General features: G+C 53.0%; 20 protein-coding genes. 19 read left to right on the forward strand and 1 reads right to left on the reverse strand.

Features of this window, described 5'->3' with window-relative positions; all coding sequences use genetic code 11:
- Nucleotides 1-27: 27 nt before the first annotated feature.
- The 15 genes from ylxM (at nucleotide 28) to codY (ending at nucleotide 12,959) form a co-directional block, all read left to right on the forward strand.
- Complete coding sequence (gene ylxM / locus ORD20_RS07570) at nucleotides 28-384, forward strand: YlxM family DNA-binding protein (RefSeq protein WP_103376905.1); 357 nt, start codon at nucleotides 28-30, stop codon at nucleotides 382-384.
- The gene (ffh, locus tag ORD20_RS07575; protein WP_103376904.1) at nucleotides 377-1,717 is read left to right on the forward strand and encodes a signal recognition particle protein; all 1,341 of its coding nucleotides are present in this window, start codon (nucleotides 377-379) and stop codon (nucleotides 1,715-1,717) included. Before ylxM ends, ffh begins: the two co-directional genes overlap by 8 nt.
- 60 nt (nucleotides 1,718-1,777) lie before the next feature.
- The gene (gene rpsP, locus ORD20_RS07580) at nucleotides 1,778-2,065 is read left to right on the forward strand and encodes a 30S ribosomal protein S16 (protein ID WP_103376903.1); all 288 of its coding nucleotides are present in this window, start codon (nucleotides 1,778-1,780) and stop codon (nucleotides 2,063-2,065) included.
- A complete protein-coding gene (gene rimM / locus ORD20_RS07585; protein ID WP_158246402.1) occupies nucleotides 2,049-2,588 on the forward strand; it encodes a ribosome maturation factor RimM in 540 nt (179 codons plus the stop codon). The genes rpsP and rimM overlap by 17 nt, the downstream gene beginning before the upstream one ends.
- Nucleotides 2,588-3,265, forward strand: coding sequence for a tRNA (guanosine(37)-N1)-methyltransferase TrmD (gene trmD / locus ORD20_RS07590; protein ID WP_103376901.1), 678 nt, complete (start codon nucleotides 2,588-2,590; stop codon nucleotides 3,263-3,265). The genes rimM and trmD overlap by 1 nt, the downstream gene beginning before the upstream one ends.
- Nucleotides 3,266-3,330: 65 nt before the next feature.
- Nucleotides 3,331-3,672: a 50S ribosomal protein L19 gene (rplS, locus tag ORD20_RS07595; protein ID WP_103376900.1), complete on the forward strand. Its 342-nt coding sequence runs from the start codon at nucleotides 3,331-3,333 to the stop codon at nucleotides 3,670-3,672.
- Between the two features lie 66 nt (nucleotides 3,673-3,738).
- Nucleotides 3,739-4,257, forward strand: a complete 519-nt coding sequence (gene lepB, locus ORD20_RS07600; RefSeq protein ID WP_103376899.1) for a signal peptidase I — start codon at nucleotides 3,739-3,741, stop codon at nucleotides 4,255-4,257.
- Between the two features lie 16 nt (nucleotides 4,258-4,273).
- Nucleotides 4,274-5,026: a YlqF/YawG family GTPase gene (locus ORD20_RS07605; RefSeq protein WP_103377009.1), complete on the forward strand. Its 753-nt coding sequence runs from the start codon at nucleotides 4,274-4,276 to the stop codon at nucleotides 5,024-5,026.
- Nucleotides 5,023-5,658, forward strand: a complete 636-nt coding sequence (locus ORD20_RS07610) for a ribonuclease HII (RefSeq protein ID WP_103376898.1) — start codon at nucleotides 5,023-5,025, stop codon at nucleotides 5,656-5,658. Before ORD20_RS07605 ends, ORD20_RS07610 begins: the two co-directional genes overlap by 4 nt.
- Before the next feature lie 125 nt (nucleotides 5,659-5,783).
- Nucleotides 5,784-7,895 (forward strand): type I DNA topoisomerase, encoded by a 2,112-nt coding sequence (topA, locus tag ORD20_RS07615; protein ID WP_103376897.1) that lies wholly within the window; start codon nucleotides 5,784-5,786, stop codon nucleotides 7,893-7,895.
- Nucleotides 7,873-9,207 carry a methylenetetrahydrofolate--tRNA-(uracil(54)-C(5))-methyltransferase (FADH(2)-oxidizing) TrmFO gene (gene trmFO / locus ORD20_RS07620; RefSeq protein ID WP_242968664.1) on the forward strand — a complete coding sequence of 445 codons (1,335 nt, stop codon included), beginning with the start codon at nucleotides 7,873-7,875 and terminating at the stop codon, nucleotides 9,205-9,207. Before topA ends, trmFO begins: the two co-directional genes overlap by 23 nt.
- Complete coding sequence (locus ORD20_RS07625) at nucleotides 9,200-10,078, forward strand: tyrosine recombinase XerC (RefSeq protein ID WP_103376896.1); 879 nt, start codon at nucleotides 9,200-9,202, stop codon at nucleotides 10,076-10,078. Before trmFO ends, ORD20_RS07625 begins: the two co-directional genes overlap by 8 nt.
- Nucleotides 10,079-10,116: 38 nt before the next feature.
- Nucleotides 10,117-10,656, forward strand: a complete 540-nt coding sequence (gene hslV, locus ORD20_RS07630) for an ATP-dependent protease subunit HslV (protein WP_103377007.1) — start codon at nucleotides 10,117-10,119, stop codon at nucleotides 10,654-10,656.
- Between the two features lie 13 nt (nucleotides 10,657-10,669).
- Nucleotides 10,670-12,076: an ATP-dependent protease ATPase subunit HslU gene (gene hslU, locus ORD20_RS07635; protein WP_103376895.1), complete on the forward strand. Its 1,407-nt coding sequence runs from the start codon at nucleotides 10,670-10,672 to the stop codon at nucleotides 12,074-12,076.
- Between the two features lie 100 nt (nucleotides 12,077-12,176).
- Nucleotides 12,177-12,959: a GTP-sensing pleiotropic transcriptional regulator CodY gene (gene codY, locus ORD20_RS07640; protein ID WP_103376894.1), complete on the forward strand. Its 783-nt coding sequence runs from the start codon at nucleotides 12,177-12,179 to the stop codon at nucleotides 12,957-12,959.
- A 66-nt stretch (nucleotides 12,960-13,025) separates the two neighbouring features.
- On the opposite strand, the gene ORD20_RS07645 is transcribed toward codY, so the two are convergent.
- On the reverse strand, nucleotides 13,026-13,784 hold the full coding sequence (locus tag ORD20_RS07645) for a transglycosylase domain-containing protein (RefSeq protein WP_242968663.1): 759 nt from the start codon (nucleotides 13,782-13,784) through the stop codon (nucleotides 13,026-13,028).
- A gap of 212 nt (nucleotides 13,785-13,996) precedes the next feature.
- On the opposite strand from ORD20_RS07645, the gene ORD20_RS07650 reads away from it, so the two are divergent.
- The 4 genes from ORD20_RS07650 (at nucleotide 13,997) to ORD20_RS07665 (ending at nucleotide 17,313) form a co-directional block, all read left to right on the forward strand.
- Nucleotides 13,997-15,013, forward strand: coding sequence for a glycosyl hydrolase family 18 protein (locus tag ORD20_RS07650; protein ID WP_103376892.1), 1,017 nt, complete (start codon nucleotides 13,997-13,999; stop codon nucleotides 15,011-15,013).
- A 239-nt stretch (nucleotides 15,014-15,252) separates the two neighbouring features.
- Complete coding sequence (locus ORD20_RS07655) at nucleotides 15,253-16,467, forward strand: capsular biosynthesis protein (RefSeq protein WP_103376891.1); 1,215 nt, start codon at nucleotides 15,253-15,255, stop codon at nucleotides 16,465-16,467.
- Between the two features lie 34 nt (nucleotides 16,468-16,501).
- Nucleotides 16,502-16,873 (forward strand): AMP-binding protein, encoded by a 372-nt coding sequence (locus ORD20_RS07660; protein WP_430626693.1) that lies wholly within the window; start codon nucleotides 16,502-16,504, stop codon nucleotides 16,871-16,873.
- Complete coding sequence (locus ORD20_RS07665) at nucleotides 16,870-17,313, forward strand: class I adenylate-forming enzyme family protein (RefSeq protein WP_430626656.1); 444 nt, start codon at nucleotides 16,870-16,872, stop codon at nucleotides 17,311-17,313. The genes ORD20_RS07660 and ORD20_RS07665 overlap by 4 nt, the downstream gene beginning before the upstream one ends.
- The last annotated feature ends 39 nt before the right edge of the window (nucleotides 17,314-17,352 follow it).

Genomic DNA, 17,352 nt, shown 5'->3' on the forward strand with positions numbered 1-17,352 from the left:
GCTTTACAGGTGCAAGGCGGTGGTGAGATGCAGCGACCAGACCGAGAACGCGCCAATCTCCTCTTCGATTACTATGGGGCTTTGCTCACCGAGCACCAACAAGAGGTGTGGCGACTGTATTATGTGGAAGACTGGTCGTTGATGGAGATTGCAGACGCTCACCACGTGACGCGGACGGCTATCCATGATTTGCTAAACCGCACGGCCAAAAGTCTGGAAATGTTTGAAGCGGCATTGCATTTAGTGGAACATCGGCACCATCAAATTCGCCTGCTTGAACACCTCCGGCAGGCTGTTGAAGCGGCACCGGCTGGGACATGGCAAGATCAAGCATTACACTGGATTGCCGAATTGGCGGGAGAGGAGGACCGAGGCGATGTTTGACAATTTGACCGAAAAGCTGCAAGCCACGTTTAAGCGGATGCGTAGTCAAGGCCGATTGACGGCGGACGATGTCCGTGAAGGGCTACGGGATGTACGCTTTGCGTTGCTGGAAGCGGACGTGAATTTCAAAGTGGTCAAAGAATTTCTAAGCCAGGTTGAAGAAGAAGCGGTGGGTCAAGATGTGTTGGACAGCCTCACTCCGGCTCAAGGGGTGGTGCGTATTGTTCGCGACCATCTGACCACCCTGATGGGCGGTCAAGTTGAGCGCATCAAAATGGCCTCCAATCCACCAACGGTCATCTACCTCGTGGGCCTTCAAGGTTCCGGAAAAACCACCACGACCGCAAAATTGGCGAAGATGTTAAAGCAGCAAGGCCGCCAGCCCCTTATGGTGGCGGCGGACATCTACCGCCCGGCGGCTGTGGACCAATTGCAGGCCTTAGGTCAACAAATTGATGTCCCCGTGGTGTTTTCGCCGGGCTTGTCACCGGTTCAGCTGGCGCAAGAAGGGTGGCAAAAAAGTCGCCAACTTGCCAAAGACGTTGTCTTAGTGGACACGGCGGGCCGACTTCACGTGGACGAGACCCTCATGACCGAATTGGTTGAGATGCATGAGGCATTGCCCGCCCATGAGACCTTGCTGGTTGTCGATGCTATGACCGGTCAAGACGCGGTTCGCGTCGCGTCGGCATTTAAGGAAAAGTTGCCATTGACGGGCGTTGTGCTAACGAAGCTTGATGGGGATGCCCGAGGAGGGGCTGCGTTATCCATTCGGCAGGTCACGGGGCTGCCCATTAAATTGGTCGGTTCCGGTGAAAAAGTGGATGCGCTCGAGCCCTTTCAACCCGACCGCATGGCGTCTCGCATTTTGGGCATGGGTGACGTCTTGACCCTCATTGAAAAGGCCGAACAATCGCTGGACAAAGACGAAATCGAGGAACGCGCCAAGCGTATTGGCACGAAAGACTTTAATTTCGAAGACTTCCAAGCGATGTTAGGTCAGGTGAAGAAGCTGGGGCCGCTGTCCAAAGTCATGGAAATGTTGCCCGGCATGGGGGCTCTGAACAAATACAAAGACCAAGTCGATGATAAAGGGGTGGACCGTGTGGAAGCGATTATCAATTCCATGACCATCCAGGAACGCCGCAAACCGGATATCATCGACGGCAGCCGGCGTCTTCGCATTGCCAAAGGCAGCGGGACCACGGTGCAAGAGGTCAATCGGTTGTTAAAACAGTTTAACGATATGCGCAAATTGATGAAGCAGATGAAAGCGGGCAAGAAACGGGGCATGCCTAAATTGCCCTTGAAAGGATTTCCCGATCTGCATTAATTCGTTTGAGCACATCAATCAGAATCCCCCAGGGGACCCCTAGGAAAGGAGGGAATACGATTGGTAAAGATTCGATTGCGCCGGATGGGAGCCAAAAAGCATCCTTTTTATCGTGTAGTGGTTGCCGATGCGCGTTCGCCGCGGGATGGTAAGTTCTTGGACGAAATTGGGTACTATGATCCTACCAAAGATCCTGCTGTTGTCAAAATTGATGAAGAAAAAGCCCAACGGTGGATTGCTAATGGCGCTCAGCCCACGGACACGACGCGCTCGTTGTTACGGCAGGCGGGCATTTTGAAGTCCATTCATGAGGCGAAACAGGCCAAAAAACATGAGAAAAACGCGTAGTCGTAAGTGGGATGATTTTGTAAGCGTCGGGGAAGTCACGGCGCCGCATGGGATTCACGGGGAACTTCGGGTGTATCCGACAACCGACTTTCCGGAACGCTTGTTGTCACGGAAAACGGTATGGATTGATGGCCTCATGGGTCCCCAAGACGTAGTGCGTGTCACGCCGCGCCCACCTCTCGTGATTATGCAATTGCGCACGGTGGCCACCAGGGAGCAAGCGGAACTCTTGCGCGGAGCGGGTTTATATGTGCCTATTGACTCCTTGCCTACATTGGGAAACCAAGAATACTATTGGTTTCAGCTCGAAGGCTTGGAAGTACGGGATTATCACAATCATACCCGGATTGGCGTTATCCAGCAGGTGATTCGTACAGGCGGCAATCAGGATGTGTTTGAAGTCGCTCGCGACGAGGGGGCTCCGCTTTTGGTCCCAGCCCTGAAATCCGTGGTGAAACGTGTGGACTTGGATATGGGGATTATGGAAGTGGACGTGCCGGCAGGGCTTGAGGATCTCTCGTAATGGTGATCCAAGTCGTCACGTTATTTCCGGAAATGTTTGAAGGCCCCATGACCACCAGCATTGTGCGACGCGCTCAAGATCGTGGCCTCGTGGATATTCGCCGGGTGCCTTTAAGGTGGTTTGGAGTGGGGCCGCACCGGGTCACCGATGACTATCCGTTTGGTGGCAACATTGGCATGTTGCTTCGGGCAGATGTCGTCGTGCCGGCAGTGGAATGGGCCACAGTGCATCATGCTGCTGCGCCGACGGTCCTGGTCACATCAGCCCAAGGGCGTCGTTTTGACCAAACCATGGCTCGTGAATTAGCCCAGCTTGAACATCTGATTGTCGTGGCGGGACATTACGAAGGCATTGACGAACGCGCGATCCATATGGTGCACGGCCAAGAGGTTTCCATTGGGGACGTGGTGTTGACGGGTGGAGAAATTCCGGCCATGGTTATGATTGATGCGATTGTGCGGCTGTTACCGGGCGCCTTAGGTGCTGACGAAGGAGCATGGCAAGAATCCTTTAGCGGTGCTGGAGGATTAGAAGGCCCACAGTATACCCGGCCGCGCGTGTTTCGGGATCAGGCGGTTCCGGACGTGTTGTTATCGGGTGACCATGCTAAAATTGCCAAGTGGCAGTCTGAGCAAGCCCGGCGGCGAACCGCCGAGCGCCGTCCCGATTTGTTGTAGGGCCGTTTGCGACGCTATGCTTCGGATGATATAATGTCATTTGGCCCGTAAAGGGGGGAAAAATATTGGATTACATTCGATTGTTAGAAGAAGAGCAAATGAAACCGGATCTTCCCGCGTTTCGCCCAGGCGACACCGTGCGTGTTGCGGTAAAGATTCGCGAAGGTAACCGTGAACGTGTGCAGAATTTTGAGGGTGTCGTCATTGGCATCAAAGGGTCGGGATTGTCCAAGACGTTCATTGTGCGTCGTGTCAGCTATGGGGTCGGCGTTGAACGGACCTTTTTACTCCATTCTCCGCGGCTTGAATCCATTCAGGTCGTGCGGCGTGGGAAAGTACGCCGAGCGAAGTTGTATTATTTGAGGAAGTTGCGCGGCAAAGCAGCCCGAATTAAAGAACGGCGCTAATTTGTGGCGAAGGCACTCATTTCCGGGTGTCTTCGCTATCTTTATAGGCTTTGGGGGGCTGTGATCGTGACCAAGGAACGCCGCAAGGGCTATTGGGAAGTTATCGAGACGATCGTGATAGCCGTGGTTTTGGCCTTCCTCATACGGACGTTTGTATTTGAATCCTATGAGGTCGAAGGGATCTCGATGTTGCCCACTTTACATACCGGTGAACGGGTGTTGGTGAACAAACTCATTTACGATTTTGAAACCCCGAAGACGGGACAAATTATTGTCTTTCGCTCGCCCGTGATCAAAAGCCAAGATTGGATTAAACGGGTGATTGGAGTGCCCGGGGATACCATTAGCGTGGAGAATAACGTCGTCTATATTAATGGTCATCGTTACCATGAACCCTTTTTGAAATACCGCACTTCCATGAATGTCCCCCCTACGAAGGTTCCGCCGGGGTATTTATGGGTTGAGGGCGACAACCGCCCCAAGAGCTATGACAGTCGGTATTTTGGTCTCTTGCCCATGAAAAATGTTAAAGGCCAGGCGTTTGTGGTGTGGTGGCCTTTAAGTGATTTCCATCTTTTGCATTGAACTGAAAGGAAGCGCTATGGCCAAAGCAAATTGGTATCCAGGCCATATGGTAGCGACCCAGCGAACTATTCGTGAGTTGGCTCCTTACCTTACGGCCTTTATTGAAATAGCAGACGCCAGGGCGCCTGCTATTAGTCGTCATACCCCTATGACGCGGTGGATTGGACGAGCCCAGCGGATCCTTCTCTTAAACAAGGCCGATTTGGCGGATCCCGCCGTGACGCGGGCGTGGGTTGCGGCATACCAGAAACAAGGGATTCACGCATTTGCGGTGACAGCGCAAGACCCCAAAGCCCGAACGCAAATTGAATCGGTCATTAGTCGGGTCCTGAAGCCGCCTTACCGACTTGCTGTTGTCGGTGTTCCTAATGTGGGAAAGTCGACATTACTGAATCGGATGGTCGGAAAGAACCGCGTGGCCACAGGCGCCAAGCCGGGCATTACACGAGGACCGCAGTGGATTAGGCTGCCGGGAGGGTGGGAATGGCTCGATTTGCCAGGGGTAGTGACGCCAGGACATAGTCATGACTGGCGACTGCAAGTGCTAGGCATAGTACCCGCCCCTGCTGAAGAACGCAGTCAACTGGCGGACCGCATTTGGGAACTCACGCAAGATCATGATAATCCTTCAGGCTGGTTAGACTGGGGCAAACGGCGCGGATTCCTTCGGACCGGCGGGGTCGTTGACGCGCAGCGCGCGGCAGATGCGGTATTGCTCGCTTTCCAGCAAGGCAAACTGGGCCGATTCAGTTTGGAGGAGCCTCAATGAAAGGTCAATCAGAGGCATGGGAACAGCTCACTCATTATGAACGCGCTGTGTGGCAACAGCCTTATCAGCGCATCGGCGGGGTTGATGAAGTCGGGCGGGGGCCATTGGCGGGACCAGTCGTAGCTGCGGCAGTCATTTTGCGCGCGGATACCCCGATTTGGGGTGTTGATGACTCGAAGAAATTGACCGCGCGCCAGCGACTTCATCTTTATCATGAGATTGTGCGCTGTGCCGAAGATGTCGGAGTGGGAATGGTCGGGGTACGGACTATTGAACGCATTAATATTTTGCAAGCCAGCAGGCTAGCCATGATGCGAGCGATCGGGCACTTGCGGCGCGTCCCGGATGTGTTGCTCACCGATGCGATGCGTATTGGGGGGCCCTGGCAGGAAATCCCCATCGTGCATGGTGATGCCCTTTCGGCGAGCATTGCAGCGGCCTCAATTGTCGCCAAAGTCGTGCGGGACCGGTATATGGAAGCCCTAGCCGAACAATTTCCCGTTTATGGATTTGCGCAACATAAGGGTTATCCGACGACGTATCACCGAGAGATGTTAAAACACTATGGGCCGTCACCGGTGCACCGTGTGACCTTTTTGAAGAAAATTTTATCCCATGACGCCATAGGATAAAGTCAGGATAAGATTTGCATCCGTAGAACTTCCCTGTTACAGTCATGCTAATATCGAGCCAGAACGCCGAGCCTGGGTGTGAGGTTTGCTATAATGAAAAAACGTTTGGAACCGGGGGGATTGTCATGGCAAGATCGAAGCCGCTCATTATCGTGGAATCACCGGCCAAAGCCAAGACCATTAGCCGGTTTTTGGGAACACGATACCAGGTGAAGGCATCTATGGGCCATGTGCGGGATTTACCCAAAAGCCAGTTTGGCGTCGACGTGGATAACGGCTTTAAGCCTAGGTATATTACCATTCGGGGCAAGGGCCCCTTATTAAAGGAACTGAAAGATGCGGCCAAAAAGTCCGACCGGATTTATTTGGCGACCGACCCTGATCGCGAAGGGGAAGCGATCTCATGGCATTTGGCTGAGGCTTTGCACCTTGCGCCTCAAGATGTGCACCGGATTGAATTTCATGAAATTACCAAAGACGCTGTAAGCCATGCCATTAAAGAAGCACGGCCTATTGATATGGGACTCGTTAATGCCCAGCAGGCGCGGCGGGTTCTAGACCGGGTGGTGGGATATCAGCTCTCGCCCTTGCTTTGGCGCAAAGTGCGGCCAGGGCTTTCAGCCGGACGCGTCCAAAGTGCTGCCCTTAAGCTGCTCGTAGACCGGGAAGATGCCGTTCAACGGTTTGTGCCAGAGCAATACTTCACCGTGGATATGACCGCCGTGGCGGAAAATGGGGAACTTCTGAGTCATTATTATGCGCCCTTGGGCCACCGTGGTCGTGTGACGGCACAAGAGATGGAACAAATTCTGCAAGGGGTCAAGGTTGGCGCCCAAGTGGTGGTGAGTGATGTCAAAACTAAGGAGAAGCGGCGGTTTCCTGCCTTGCCCTTTACCACATCGACTTTGCAGCAAGAAGCGTCGCGGAAGTTGGGATTGTCGGTTAAGCGCACCATGAGCCTTGCCCAGCAACTGTACGAAGGTTTAGAAGTGCCAGGGGAAGGCACCGTCGGTCTGGTCACGTACATTCGTACGGATTCGACACGGATTGGAGACGGTGCCCGTGATGAGGCGCGCGAGTATATTGCCGAACGCTTTGGCCCGGCGTATGTTCCCGAAAGTGGTCAAATACGGCAGAGCAAGGCCAAACCCGGCGTCCAAGATGCCCACGAGGCGATTCGACCCACCAACGTCCGTCGGCATCCTGATATGCTAAAGGGCGCATTAAACCGCGACCAGCTTCGTCTATATCGTCTGATTTGGGAACGGTTTGTGGCGAGCCAAATGGCGGCGATGGTGTATGAATCGACGACGATTGATGTCGCGTTCCAAGATCAGGCCAAGTTTCGAGCTACTGGGTCCCGGGTCTTATTCCCTGGGTATAGCACCGTGTACCAAGAGTCCTTTGATGAAGCCGATCCCCAGTTGCAAGACGATGACACCAAAGCGAAGCCCCTCTTGGATCTTGTAGCGGGCACGGTCTTGACCATTGCCCGGATCGAACCGCAAGAGCATTTTACCGAGCCCCCGCCACGCTATACCGAAGCCAGCTTAGTTAAGACCTTAGAGGAACTCGGGATTGGACGGCCTTCGACCTACGCACCGATTGTAGAGACGCTATTGCATCGAGACTACGTGCGGCGCGACCAGAAAAAGCTGATTCCGACGGACTTAGGGCGCGTGGTGGTCGACTTATTGCAACATTATTTTCCGGAAATCGTGGATACGCGCTTTACGGCCGAAATTGAGACCGAACTGGACCATGTGGCCGCAGATGATATGCAGTGGCAAGATGTTCTGAAGGGCTTCTATGAGCGGTTTTCAGAAGAACTGGCGAAGGCGGATGACGACATCGAAAAGGTCGATCTGCCTTTGGAAGAGACGGACGAGGTGTGTGAAAAATGTGGGCGGCCCATGATGGTCAAATATGGCCGGTTTGGAAAATTTTTAGCGTGCTCAGGGTATCCGGAATGTGATTTTACCAAGCCTTATGTCGAGAAGACAGGAGCTTTATGTCCTAAGTGCCATAAAGATTTGGTGGTGCGGCGAACCCGCAAAGGGCGGACATTTTACGGATGTGTGGGCTATCCAGAATGTGATTTTGTTACGTGGAATCGTCCAAGCGACAAGGTCTGTCCGCGGTGCGGATCGAGCATGGCCTTCAAACGGCGGGGCAACCACGATAGTTTGATGTGTTTGCGGGAGGGATGCGGTTATGAAGAAGAGCAGGCCCAATGAAGCGATGGTCATAGGCGCAGGTCTAGCGGGATCGGAGGCCGCCTGGCAGCTTGCCCAGCGGGGCTGGGTGGTGCACCTGTATGAAATGCGGCCGGACGTGATGACCCCTGCCCACGTGACCGGGCAATTCGCCGAATTGGTGTGTTCCAACTCTTTGGGGTCCATTCAGGGTACAGCGCCAGCGGCCTTGTTAAAAGATGAAATGCGGCTATTTGACTCGTTAATTCTTCAAGCAGGACAGGCCGCGCAAGTTCCTGCAGGATCGGCCTTGGCGGTCGACCGTGAGGTGTTTAGTCAGCGCGTCACAGAACGGTTACAAGGGCATCCCCGCATTGTTATCCACCACGAAGTGGTGACAGATATCCCTTCACAGCCCTGCCTGATTGCGACGGGGCCGTTGACGCATGAGGCTCTCTCTGGTGCTATTCAAGAGACCTTAGGCGATAGTATGCTCTCTTTTTTTGATGCGGCGGCGCCGATTGTGCTGACGGACACCGTGGACATGGAGCATGCGTTCTGGGGATCGCGTGAAGGCAGCGAGGACTACCTGAATTGCCCTTTGACGAAAGCGGAGTATGAGGTGTTCTATGATGCGCTGATTCATGCGGAACAGCATCTGGGACATGATTTTGAATCGAGCACCTTTTTTGAAGGGTGCTTGCCCATTGAAGAGCTAGCCCGGCGCGGACCCAAGACTCCGTTATATGGACCGATGAAGCCGATTGGATTGGAAAATCCGTTTGAAGGGGGACGCCGTCCGTACGCGGTTGTGCAGCTCCGACAGGACAATGCGGTAGGATCTTTAATGAGTTTGGTTGGCTTTCAGACCAATTTACGTTGGGGCGAGCAGAAGCGTGTGTTCGGGTTGATTCCGGCGTTAGCCAATCCAGAGTTTGTGCGTTATGGTGTGATGCACCGCAACACCTATCTCAAGTCCCCTGCGCTTTTAAGGCCGACGTTAAATACCAAGCGGCGTGAAGACTTGTGGTTTGCGGGACAGATGACGGGCGTGGAAGGCTACGTGGAATCGGCGGCGATGGGCATCGTGGCAGCGGTGGGGATGTCGGCATACCTAGAGGGTCGAGAAATGCCCGTGTTTCCGCGCGAGACAATGATGGGCGCTTTAGCTTATTATATTACGCATACGGACCCTGCGCATTTTCAGCCGATGAATGCGAATTTTGGATTGTTTGAACTGCCTCCGGAAGTGCAGGGGCTCCGTGACAAAAAAGCGCGCCGCCAGTGGCTTCGCGACCGGGCCATGGCCCGGATGGAGGAGTTTGTCCGCCAATTGGAGCCTGTGCATGAGTGAGAGTGAGGGCATTGCCTACTATTTACGCTATTTGCAGAATGTCGAGCATGCTGCAGTGAATACCATAGAGGCATACCGCCGAGATTTGCGGCAATTAGTCGAAGCGGCAGGTCCTTATGAAACCTTGAGCAGTCAAGATTTGCGCCGCTGGGCGGCCTCATTGCTGGCGCAAGGGCTAGCGCCGCGGTCGGTGGCGCGCAAGGTGGCGGTGGTGCGAGGATTTTACCGCTTTGCCCAGCGCCATGGATTGCGAGCGGACAATCCGGCCCAACGCTTGTTAGCGCCGCGGTTTCGTCCGTCTCTGCCCCGCACCTTGACGATGGATGAAGCGCACGACCTAATTGAACAAGCGCCGAAACGTCCGGGGCCTCTCGGATTGCGTGACTGGGCCCTTTTGGAATTGCTCTATGGGGCAGGCTTGCGGAGTCAAGAGGCGGTCTCCTTGGATCAGCACGACGTGGATTTGGTGGCCAATGTTGTGCATGTTCAAGGGAAAGGCGGAAAGCAGCGAGTGGTTCCGTTTGGAACAAAAGCCCACGATGCCTTGTATCAGTATGTGGAGCATAGTCGTCCGTGGCTCGCGCGTCCCAGCGTTCAGGCGTTATTTGTGAATTACCAAGGTGGCCGTTTAACCACGCGCAGCGTGCGGCGCATTATTAAAAGTGTGTTGGCCAAGGCGGCTATTCAGCGCAATGTTAGTCCGCATTGGCTCCGGCATTCCTTCGCCACACACATGCTGATGAATGGGGCCGATCTGCGTGTCATTCAGGAACTCTTAGGGCACAGCACGCTTCGGACGACACAGTTGTATACGTTAGTCTCACAAGAACATATTGCTACAGTCTATCAACATGCCCATCCTCGTGCCTAGCACAGGAGCGGAGCTAGGAGGGATACATCGTGTCCAATGTGGAATTTCATGGCACCACCGTGCTAGGGATGGTCCGCGATGGCAAAGCGGTGATTGGTGGAGATGGCCAGGTGACTTTTGGTCAAAACACGGTGATGAAGCACACGGCTGTCAAAGTGCGCCGACTCTATCACGGGAAAGTGCTTGCGGGATTTGCGGGTTCGGTGGCCGACGCCTTAACTCTTTTCGAACATTTTGAAGGAAAATTAGAGGAAAGTCATGGCAATCTACCGCGAGCGGCCGTGGCGTTGTCTCGCGAGTGGCGGACCGACCGCATGTTAGGGAAGTTGGAGGCCTTGTTGCTGGTGGCAGACCAAGAACACTTATTCATCCTATCGGGGACCGGTGAAGTGATTGAGCCGGATGACTTTATTGCCGCCATTGGATCAGGGGGGAGTTATGCCTTAGCCGCCGCGAGGGCCTTTGCCTCAGTCGAGCAAACCATGCCGCTGGAAGAAGTGGTCCGGCGCTCTTTAGACATTGCCGCCGATATTTGCATCTACACCAACCATCATTTGACGGTTGAGACACTGGGGTAGGGAGGGATTGGGTATGGATGATCGGTTAATGACACCCAGAAAGATTGTCGAAGAGCTCGATCGGTACATTGTTGGGCAAGATGACGCTAAACGCGCTGTGGCGATAGCGCTGCGGCACCGGTGGCGCCGCAGTCAGTTAGATCCTGAATTACAGGAGGATATTACGCCCAAGAACATCCTCATGATTGGTCCGACAGGGGTGGGGAAAACCGAAGTAGCACGGCGTTTGGCCCGCTTGCTGCACGTCCCCTTTATCAAAGTCGAAGCCACTAAGTTTACGGAAGTGGGGTATGTGGGCCGTGATGTAGATGCCATGGTGCGGGATTTAGTCGAGACGAGTGTCCGCATGGTGAAGGAAGAACGGTCGCAAGCGGTCCAAGACCGCGCTGAGCGCATTGCGGAGGACCGATTGGTAGACGCCATTGTGCCATTTCCTGACGAACCCTCTGCCAATGTCAACCCTTTAGAAGCGCTTTTCGGAGGTGCCCGGCAAAACAAGCCGTCGTCGAGCGTGAGTGCCGAGGAACGTCACAGGATTGAAGATGAACGCCGCAAGGTCCGTGAGAAGCTTCGCATGAAAGCCATGGAACATGAAGTCGTCGAAGTGGAAGTCGAGGACGCGGGTCCGGCATTGCCAATGATGGGCAATTTACCGGGTAGCGAAGAAAACCAAATGAATTTAGGTGAGATGTTTTCCGGCATTTTGCCTAAACGGACCAAACGGCGGAAAATGACGGTGGCCGAAGCGCGTAAGGTGTTGACCCAAGAAGAAGCTCAAAAGTTGATTGACACCGATGCGGCCCATGCGGACGCGGTATGGCGCGCAGAACAAGAAGGGATTATCTTTATTGACGAGTTTGACAAGATTGCCTCGAGTAGTAAGGAGGGGCATGGACCCGATGTCTCTCGTGAAGGGGTCCAGCGCGACATTCTCCCCATAGTTGAAGGCTCGACGGTCAATACCAAATATGGGCCTGTAAAAACCGACCACATTTTATTTATTGCGGCCGGCGCCTTTCACGTGGCCAAACCGAGCGATTTGATTCCGGAACTGCAAGGGCGGTTCCCCATTCGCGTGGAATTCAATGCCTTGACGGAGGAAGATTTTTATAAGATCTTGACCGAACCCCATCATTCCCTCATTAAGCAATACAAGGCGCTGCTAGGTGCCGAGGGCGTGGAGGTGGAGTTTGATGATGGCGCGTTATGGGAAATGGCTCGATATGCGTACCAGGTCAACCGGGATACCGAAAATATTGGGGCGCGGCGGCTCCATACGATTTTGGAGAAGGTGCTCGAGGAACTGAATTTCTCGGCCCCGGAGTTGTCAGGCCAAAAGATTCCCATCACCGCAACATACGTACAACAACGCTTGGCAAAGATCGCCGAAAATATTGACATCAATCGGTATATACTCTGAATGTTTTTTTTCGTTTACACAATCCAACGTCGCTGTGGTATACTCAAGTGGTGAAAATTGTGACGACAGGGAACTTTGTCGAATCAGGGAGGTGCATGTCGTGGAAGAATTATTGGAAAAAACACGACGCATTAATCGGTTACTACAGCGAACGGCTGGACATCCAGTCAATTTTGAAGAGATGGCTAAGATTTTAAGCGAACTCATTCAGGCCAACGTATATGTCGTAAGTCGCCGGGGTAAAATTTTAGGCTATAGCTTATTGGACGGCTTTGAATGTGACATCATGATTCGTGAAGTCTTAGCGGAAGAAGCGTTTCCGAGTAATTACAACAATGGCTTACTCAAGGTTGATGAAACCTATCCGAACGTATCGCAGGAATCGCGTAAGTGCGTATTCTTCCGCGATAAGGCGTGTTTGTACGAAAATAAGATTACCACGATAGTGCCTGTCAATGGCGGTGGTGATCGGTTGGGAACGCTCGTGATATCGCGCTTTGGCCGGGAATTCAATGATGAAGATTTGGTGCTCGCGGAATATGGCGCAACGGTGGTGGCGATGGAAATTCTGCGCTCCAAGTCGGATGAATTGGAGATGGAAGCGCGTAAAAAAGCTGCTGTGAAAGTGGCGATTGATACGCTGTCCTATTCGGAGTTGGAAGCGGTTCAGCACATTTTTGATGAACTGGGTGGAGAAGAAGGATTACTGGTGGCGTCAAAAATTGCTGACCGTGTCGGGATCACGCGTTCGGTGATTGTTAATGCGTTGCGGAAATTTGAGTCTGCTGGTGTGATTGAATCACGCTCACTGGGTATGAAAGGGACCCACATTCGCGTGCTCAATGACCGCTTGATGGGAGAATTGAAGAAACTGCGGCGGTAAGCGAAACGCCGCATCCAAGGAGCCGACCCCCCTAGAAGGAGTGATCTGGGAGGTCGGCTTATCTTTTTATGCTGGGTGGGAACCGGTTAAAGGCAATGGCGCACGGTAAGCTATTTTCGCTTGTGCGGCTGAAATCATATGGTCTTGCACCATGCTGTTTAACACCTCTAATTGACGCTTCTTGGCGAGACGAAAATGAACGAATGGATCATAAAGGGAGGGGGCTTGGGGGAGTCCTGCGAGCAAAGAAGCTTCGGGGAGAGTCAATTGACTTGGTGCAATGCCAAAATAGTTTCGAGCGGCTTGCCCAATACCATAGGCGTGATCGCCTAAGTACACTTCGTTCATATACAAAGTCAGGAGAGTCTTTTTGGAATAGAGTTGGGTCGCCATCAGCGACAATAAGACGCCCGTGATTTTACGGGGAATGGTTTTGACAGGCGACAGCAGGAGATCGCGAATGAGCTGCTGGGTAATGGTGCTCCCCCCTTGGGTAAAGGCATCGGTCTGCAAATCGACCCAAGCTGCCCGTGCAATGCCTTCAAAAGAAATGCCCCAGTTGGTATAAAATGTCCGGTCTTCGGTGGCAACTAAAGCCTTGGAGAACCATGGTGATATCTGATGGAATGACGTCCAGGGGGCGTGGGCTTGGCGTAAACGCTGCCGGGTCAGTTGCGGTAGATGCGTGAGGCCAGACCAATTGGCACTGTAAAACAAGGTCAAGCCAACAATCACCGTGGCAGCCCCGACCAGTATCCACCGACCTTTTTTGGGAGTGGCGGAGTGATGGGAATCTGGGGAATCCGCCGGTTTTTGATGGAGCACCGCGATCCCTCCTCTAACATCAGCTTAGCTTCTCTATAGTATACCCCGCGGTGCATGAGAGGGATATGAGAGGTCCCAAAGAAAGTGCCAGGAATTGCCTTGTCCATGATTCGACGGATGAGTCAAATTGGGGAACTTTACTAGAATTCTCAAGATCAAAGAGAGCATGTTTGACCCCTTTTTCGGTCAAGCTTTAGGATGAGGTGGTTAACATGGTTCACGGGAAATTCAAACAATGGCTGTCAAAAAGTTTGGTGGTGACCATAGCGCTCGCGCTATCCGGGTGTGGTTTAGGGGCTCGTGCGGCAAAATCCGGAAGCCAAGCGCCGTCCAAGTTACAGGTGGTAGCATTTTGGGCCAATGATGTGTCGACGCCCTTGACCTATCTCTACAGCCATCCGCACGCTATCACAGACTTAGCACCTTTTTGGTATTCGGTGGACGCGTATGGCGGGCTGAGTGCTCATGTTAATACGACTATATTGCAGCAGGCACAAAAGGCGCATATTCCGATTACTCCCCTGGTCAATGACGGGACAGGCACACAGGCTTTTTTGGATAATCCAGTGACACGCGTGGCAGCGGCGCGCAATATCGCGGACATGGTCGGCAAAATGCATTTTCAAGGAGTGAATATCGATTTTGAGCCCGCCCACACTCGCGTGGTCAATCAATTATCGGGGTTTATGATTGACTTGCGTGACTTCCTGCCTAGGTCCGATACGATTACCATCGATATCGTGCCGCATTCGGGTGGAGCCTATAATTACGGGGTCTTGGGTCGGGAAGTGAACCAGTTTATCTTAATGAGCTATGATGAGCATGATGATGGGAGTTTGGAAGGACCTGTGGCAGGCATGCCGTGGGTGGAGAATATCTTAAAGCGGTTAATGACCGTGGTTCCGGCATCAAAGATTGATCTAGGCATTGCCCTTTATGGATATAGTTGGCCCATTGGCAGCACGAATGCCCAAACGATTCCTTATAATGCCGTTACTCCTACCATGGACCAGCATGCGGTGTGGAGTCAACAATATCAAGAAACGTATGCGCGATATGACACGTCTTCGGGGCCGCGTATTGCGTGGTGGGAAAGTTTGCAAGGCATGAATCAGAAAATTCTTTTAGCGAAACAAGACCATTTGGCGGGGGTGGCCTTGTGGCATATCGGGTATGCCAACAACGCCGTGATGCAACTCCTGTTGCATCAAATTGGATCACAGCCTTAGCTTAGTCGCCAAACGACTAACATTTTGGCAGATTATGAAAGGATTTTTAGGGGGAATGTCGAATAATCATGATAGAGAAACCAAGTCCTTGGGATGTGTGATTTGGTTTCCCGCTGAATGAACCGCGAAATATTAATTGCCCAAGCTATGCGTGTAGCTTGGGCGAATTTTTTTGTCGAAATAGATCCCCTTGCTTTATGGACAAGATAGTCCTAAAGCAAGCGGGGGCGGTGGGACACGTGGCTAAAAATCACCAATTTTGGTCGGACAATGTTGTGCTAGGATTTTCGGCCTTGCTGGTTGGGGTATTCAATTATTTATATCATGTGGTTCTGGCGCATGTTCTAGGTCCCCACAAGTATGGTGATTTGACAACCTTTCTCAATGTTACAAGTTTCTTAGTGATGCCGGCATCGGTGGTGGTGCTCATCTATACGCGCTTGGGCAAACGGCCGCGCTCAGCAGGGCAACGAGATGCATGGTGGTTGTGGGGAATTGGTGTTGTCTCGTGGGCAGCGATTTGGGTGTTTGCCGGGCCCTTGTCCCGTACGTTTCATGTTAGTCAGCTGTTACTTATCATTTTTACCGCAGAAGTGGTACCCAGCCTCGCTTTGGCGGCGAATACCGGTATATTGCAAAACGCCCGCAGGTATCTCTTAGTGGGCGCGCTTGCGGTATTAAACGGGCTCTTTCGCGTTGTTGCCGCGAGCAGTGCATTGTGGCCCGTTTATCGTTTGGTGGTAGTGGGCGGACTAGAAGGCGCGGCGGCGTGGGTGACGTGGGTGGTAAGCCGCCGGATGGTACGCACCGTGCCTGTCCAAGAAGAGGCAACCGGATTCGGTATGGTAACGGCCACGGGCGTCGTCGCGGTCATCAATGTGTTATATGCGATTGTCGATGGACTGGCGGCCAAATACGCATTACCGCCAGAGATTGCGGGCCAATATACCGGTATGGCTATCATGGGGCATAGCATTGATTTTGTGTCGGGGAGTTTGGCCACGGTGATGCTTACGGCCATGTTATCCGATCCCAGCCACCGCTATTCATACTTGGGATTGACTGTTGCCGTGTATGGGCTCTTAGCGGGGCTGGCCCAGTGGATTTTTATTGCACACGGCGCGCGATTGGTGATAATGATATTAGGCCCTCGTTTTCTTGCGATTGCGCCATGGCTCCCGTCTTATGATTGGGGCATGATAGGGCTTGGACTTTTAAATATCGCGATGTTTTACTCGATCGCCCAAAGCCGATGGGAAGTCATCACGACAACAGGATGTGGATTGCTCGTATGGACGTGGACGCTCGTCCACGATCATACGTTGCGCGCCTTTACATTGAGTACGGCCCATATTCTGGTCGCGACCGTCGCGGCCACTGCTGTGGTGATGGGGGTCACGCTGGTCGTCAGTGGGTATGGGCGAGTAGGTCGGGAAGGGCCTGAAGTTCCGTAATTTGTTCACGACGTAATGAGAAAGGTTGGACAATGTGCTAACAGTCGGAGAGGCATTACATGGGGCGGCAGTCCGCCATAAAAACAAACCGGCGCTAATTTTTGGGGAGGAGCAGCTTAGCTTTCAGGAATTAGATTTAAAGACTAATCGTATTGCGCAGGCACTGTTGTCCTTAGGATTGACCAAAGGTCAGCGGGTGGGACTGCTATTGCCTAATGGCTTGGATATGGCCGAAGCCTATTTCGGTCTCGCTAAGGCGGGGATCATTGGGGTACCGATTAACCTTCGCTGGACACCAGAAGAAATTCGCTATGCGTTATTGGATAGTCAGATTAGCCTCATCGTGGCGGACAAAGATTTTCTGCCCGCTTTGAGCAGTGTGGAGAGTTTGGTCCCGGTCTCATGAAAGAGTATTGGGGTAACCCTGAGGCGACCCGTGAGAGCTTCACACAGGACGGCTACTTAACCGTTGGGGATATGGGCTATTTAAGTGCGGACGGCTTATTGTTTTTAGTGGATCGCAAACAGGACATGATTATTGTCGCGGGAGAAAATGTTTATCCGGTCGAGGTGGAGGAAGCGTTGTTACGTCATCCCGACTTGGGGATGGCTACGGTCTTTGGGGTGCCCGATCCGAGGCGAGGCGAACGCGTGGTCGCCTTAGTCGTACCGCGCAGTGGGCATAACGTCGACGTGGAAAGTTTATATCAGCTGGCCAAAGAGCAATTAGCCGATTACAAACGACCCTATATTATTGAGGTCGTGGAAGAACTTCCCATCGGGCCTTCGGGCAAAGTGGTCAGGCGTCAGGCCAAAGAGGGCTGGTTGCAGCGGCATCCTGAATAACGGGTCAACAGGTCGAAGGATGTCGCATGCAGCCTTCGA

It is taken from the genome of Sulfobacillus thermotolerans (genome assembly GCF_039623705.1).
Classification (GTDB): Bacteria; Bacillota; Sulfobacillia; order Sulfobacillales; family Sulfobacillaceae; genus Sulfobacillus; species Sulfobacillus thermotolerans.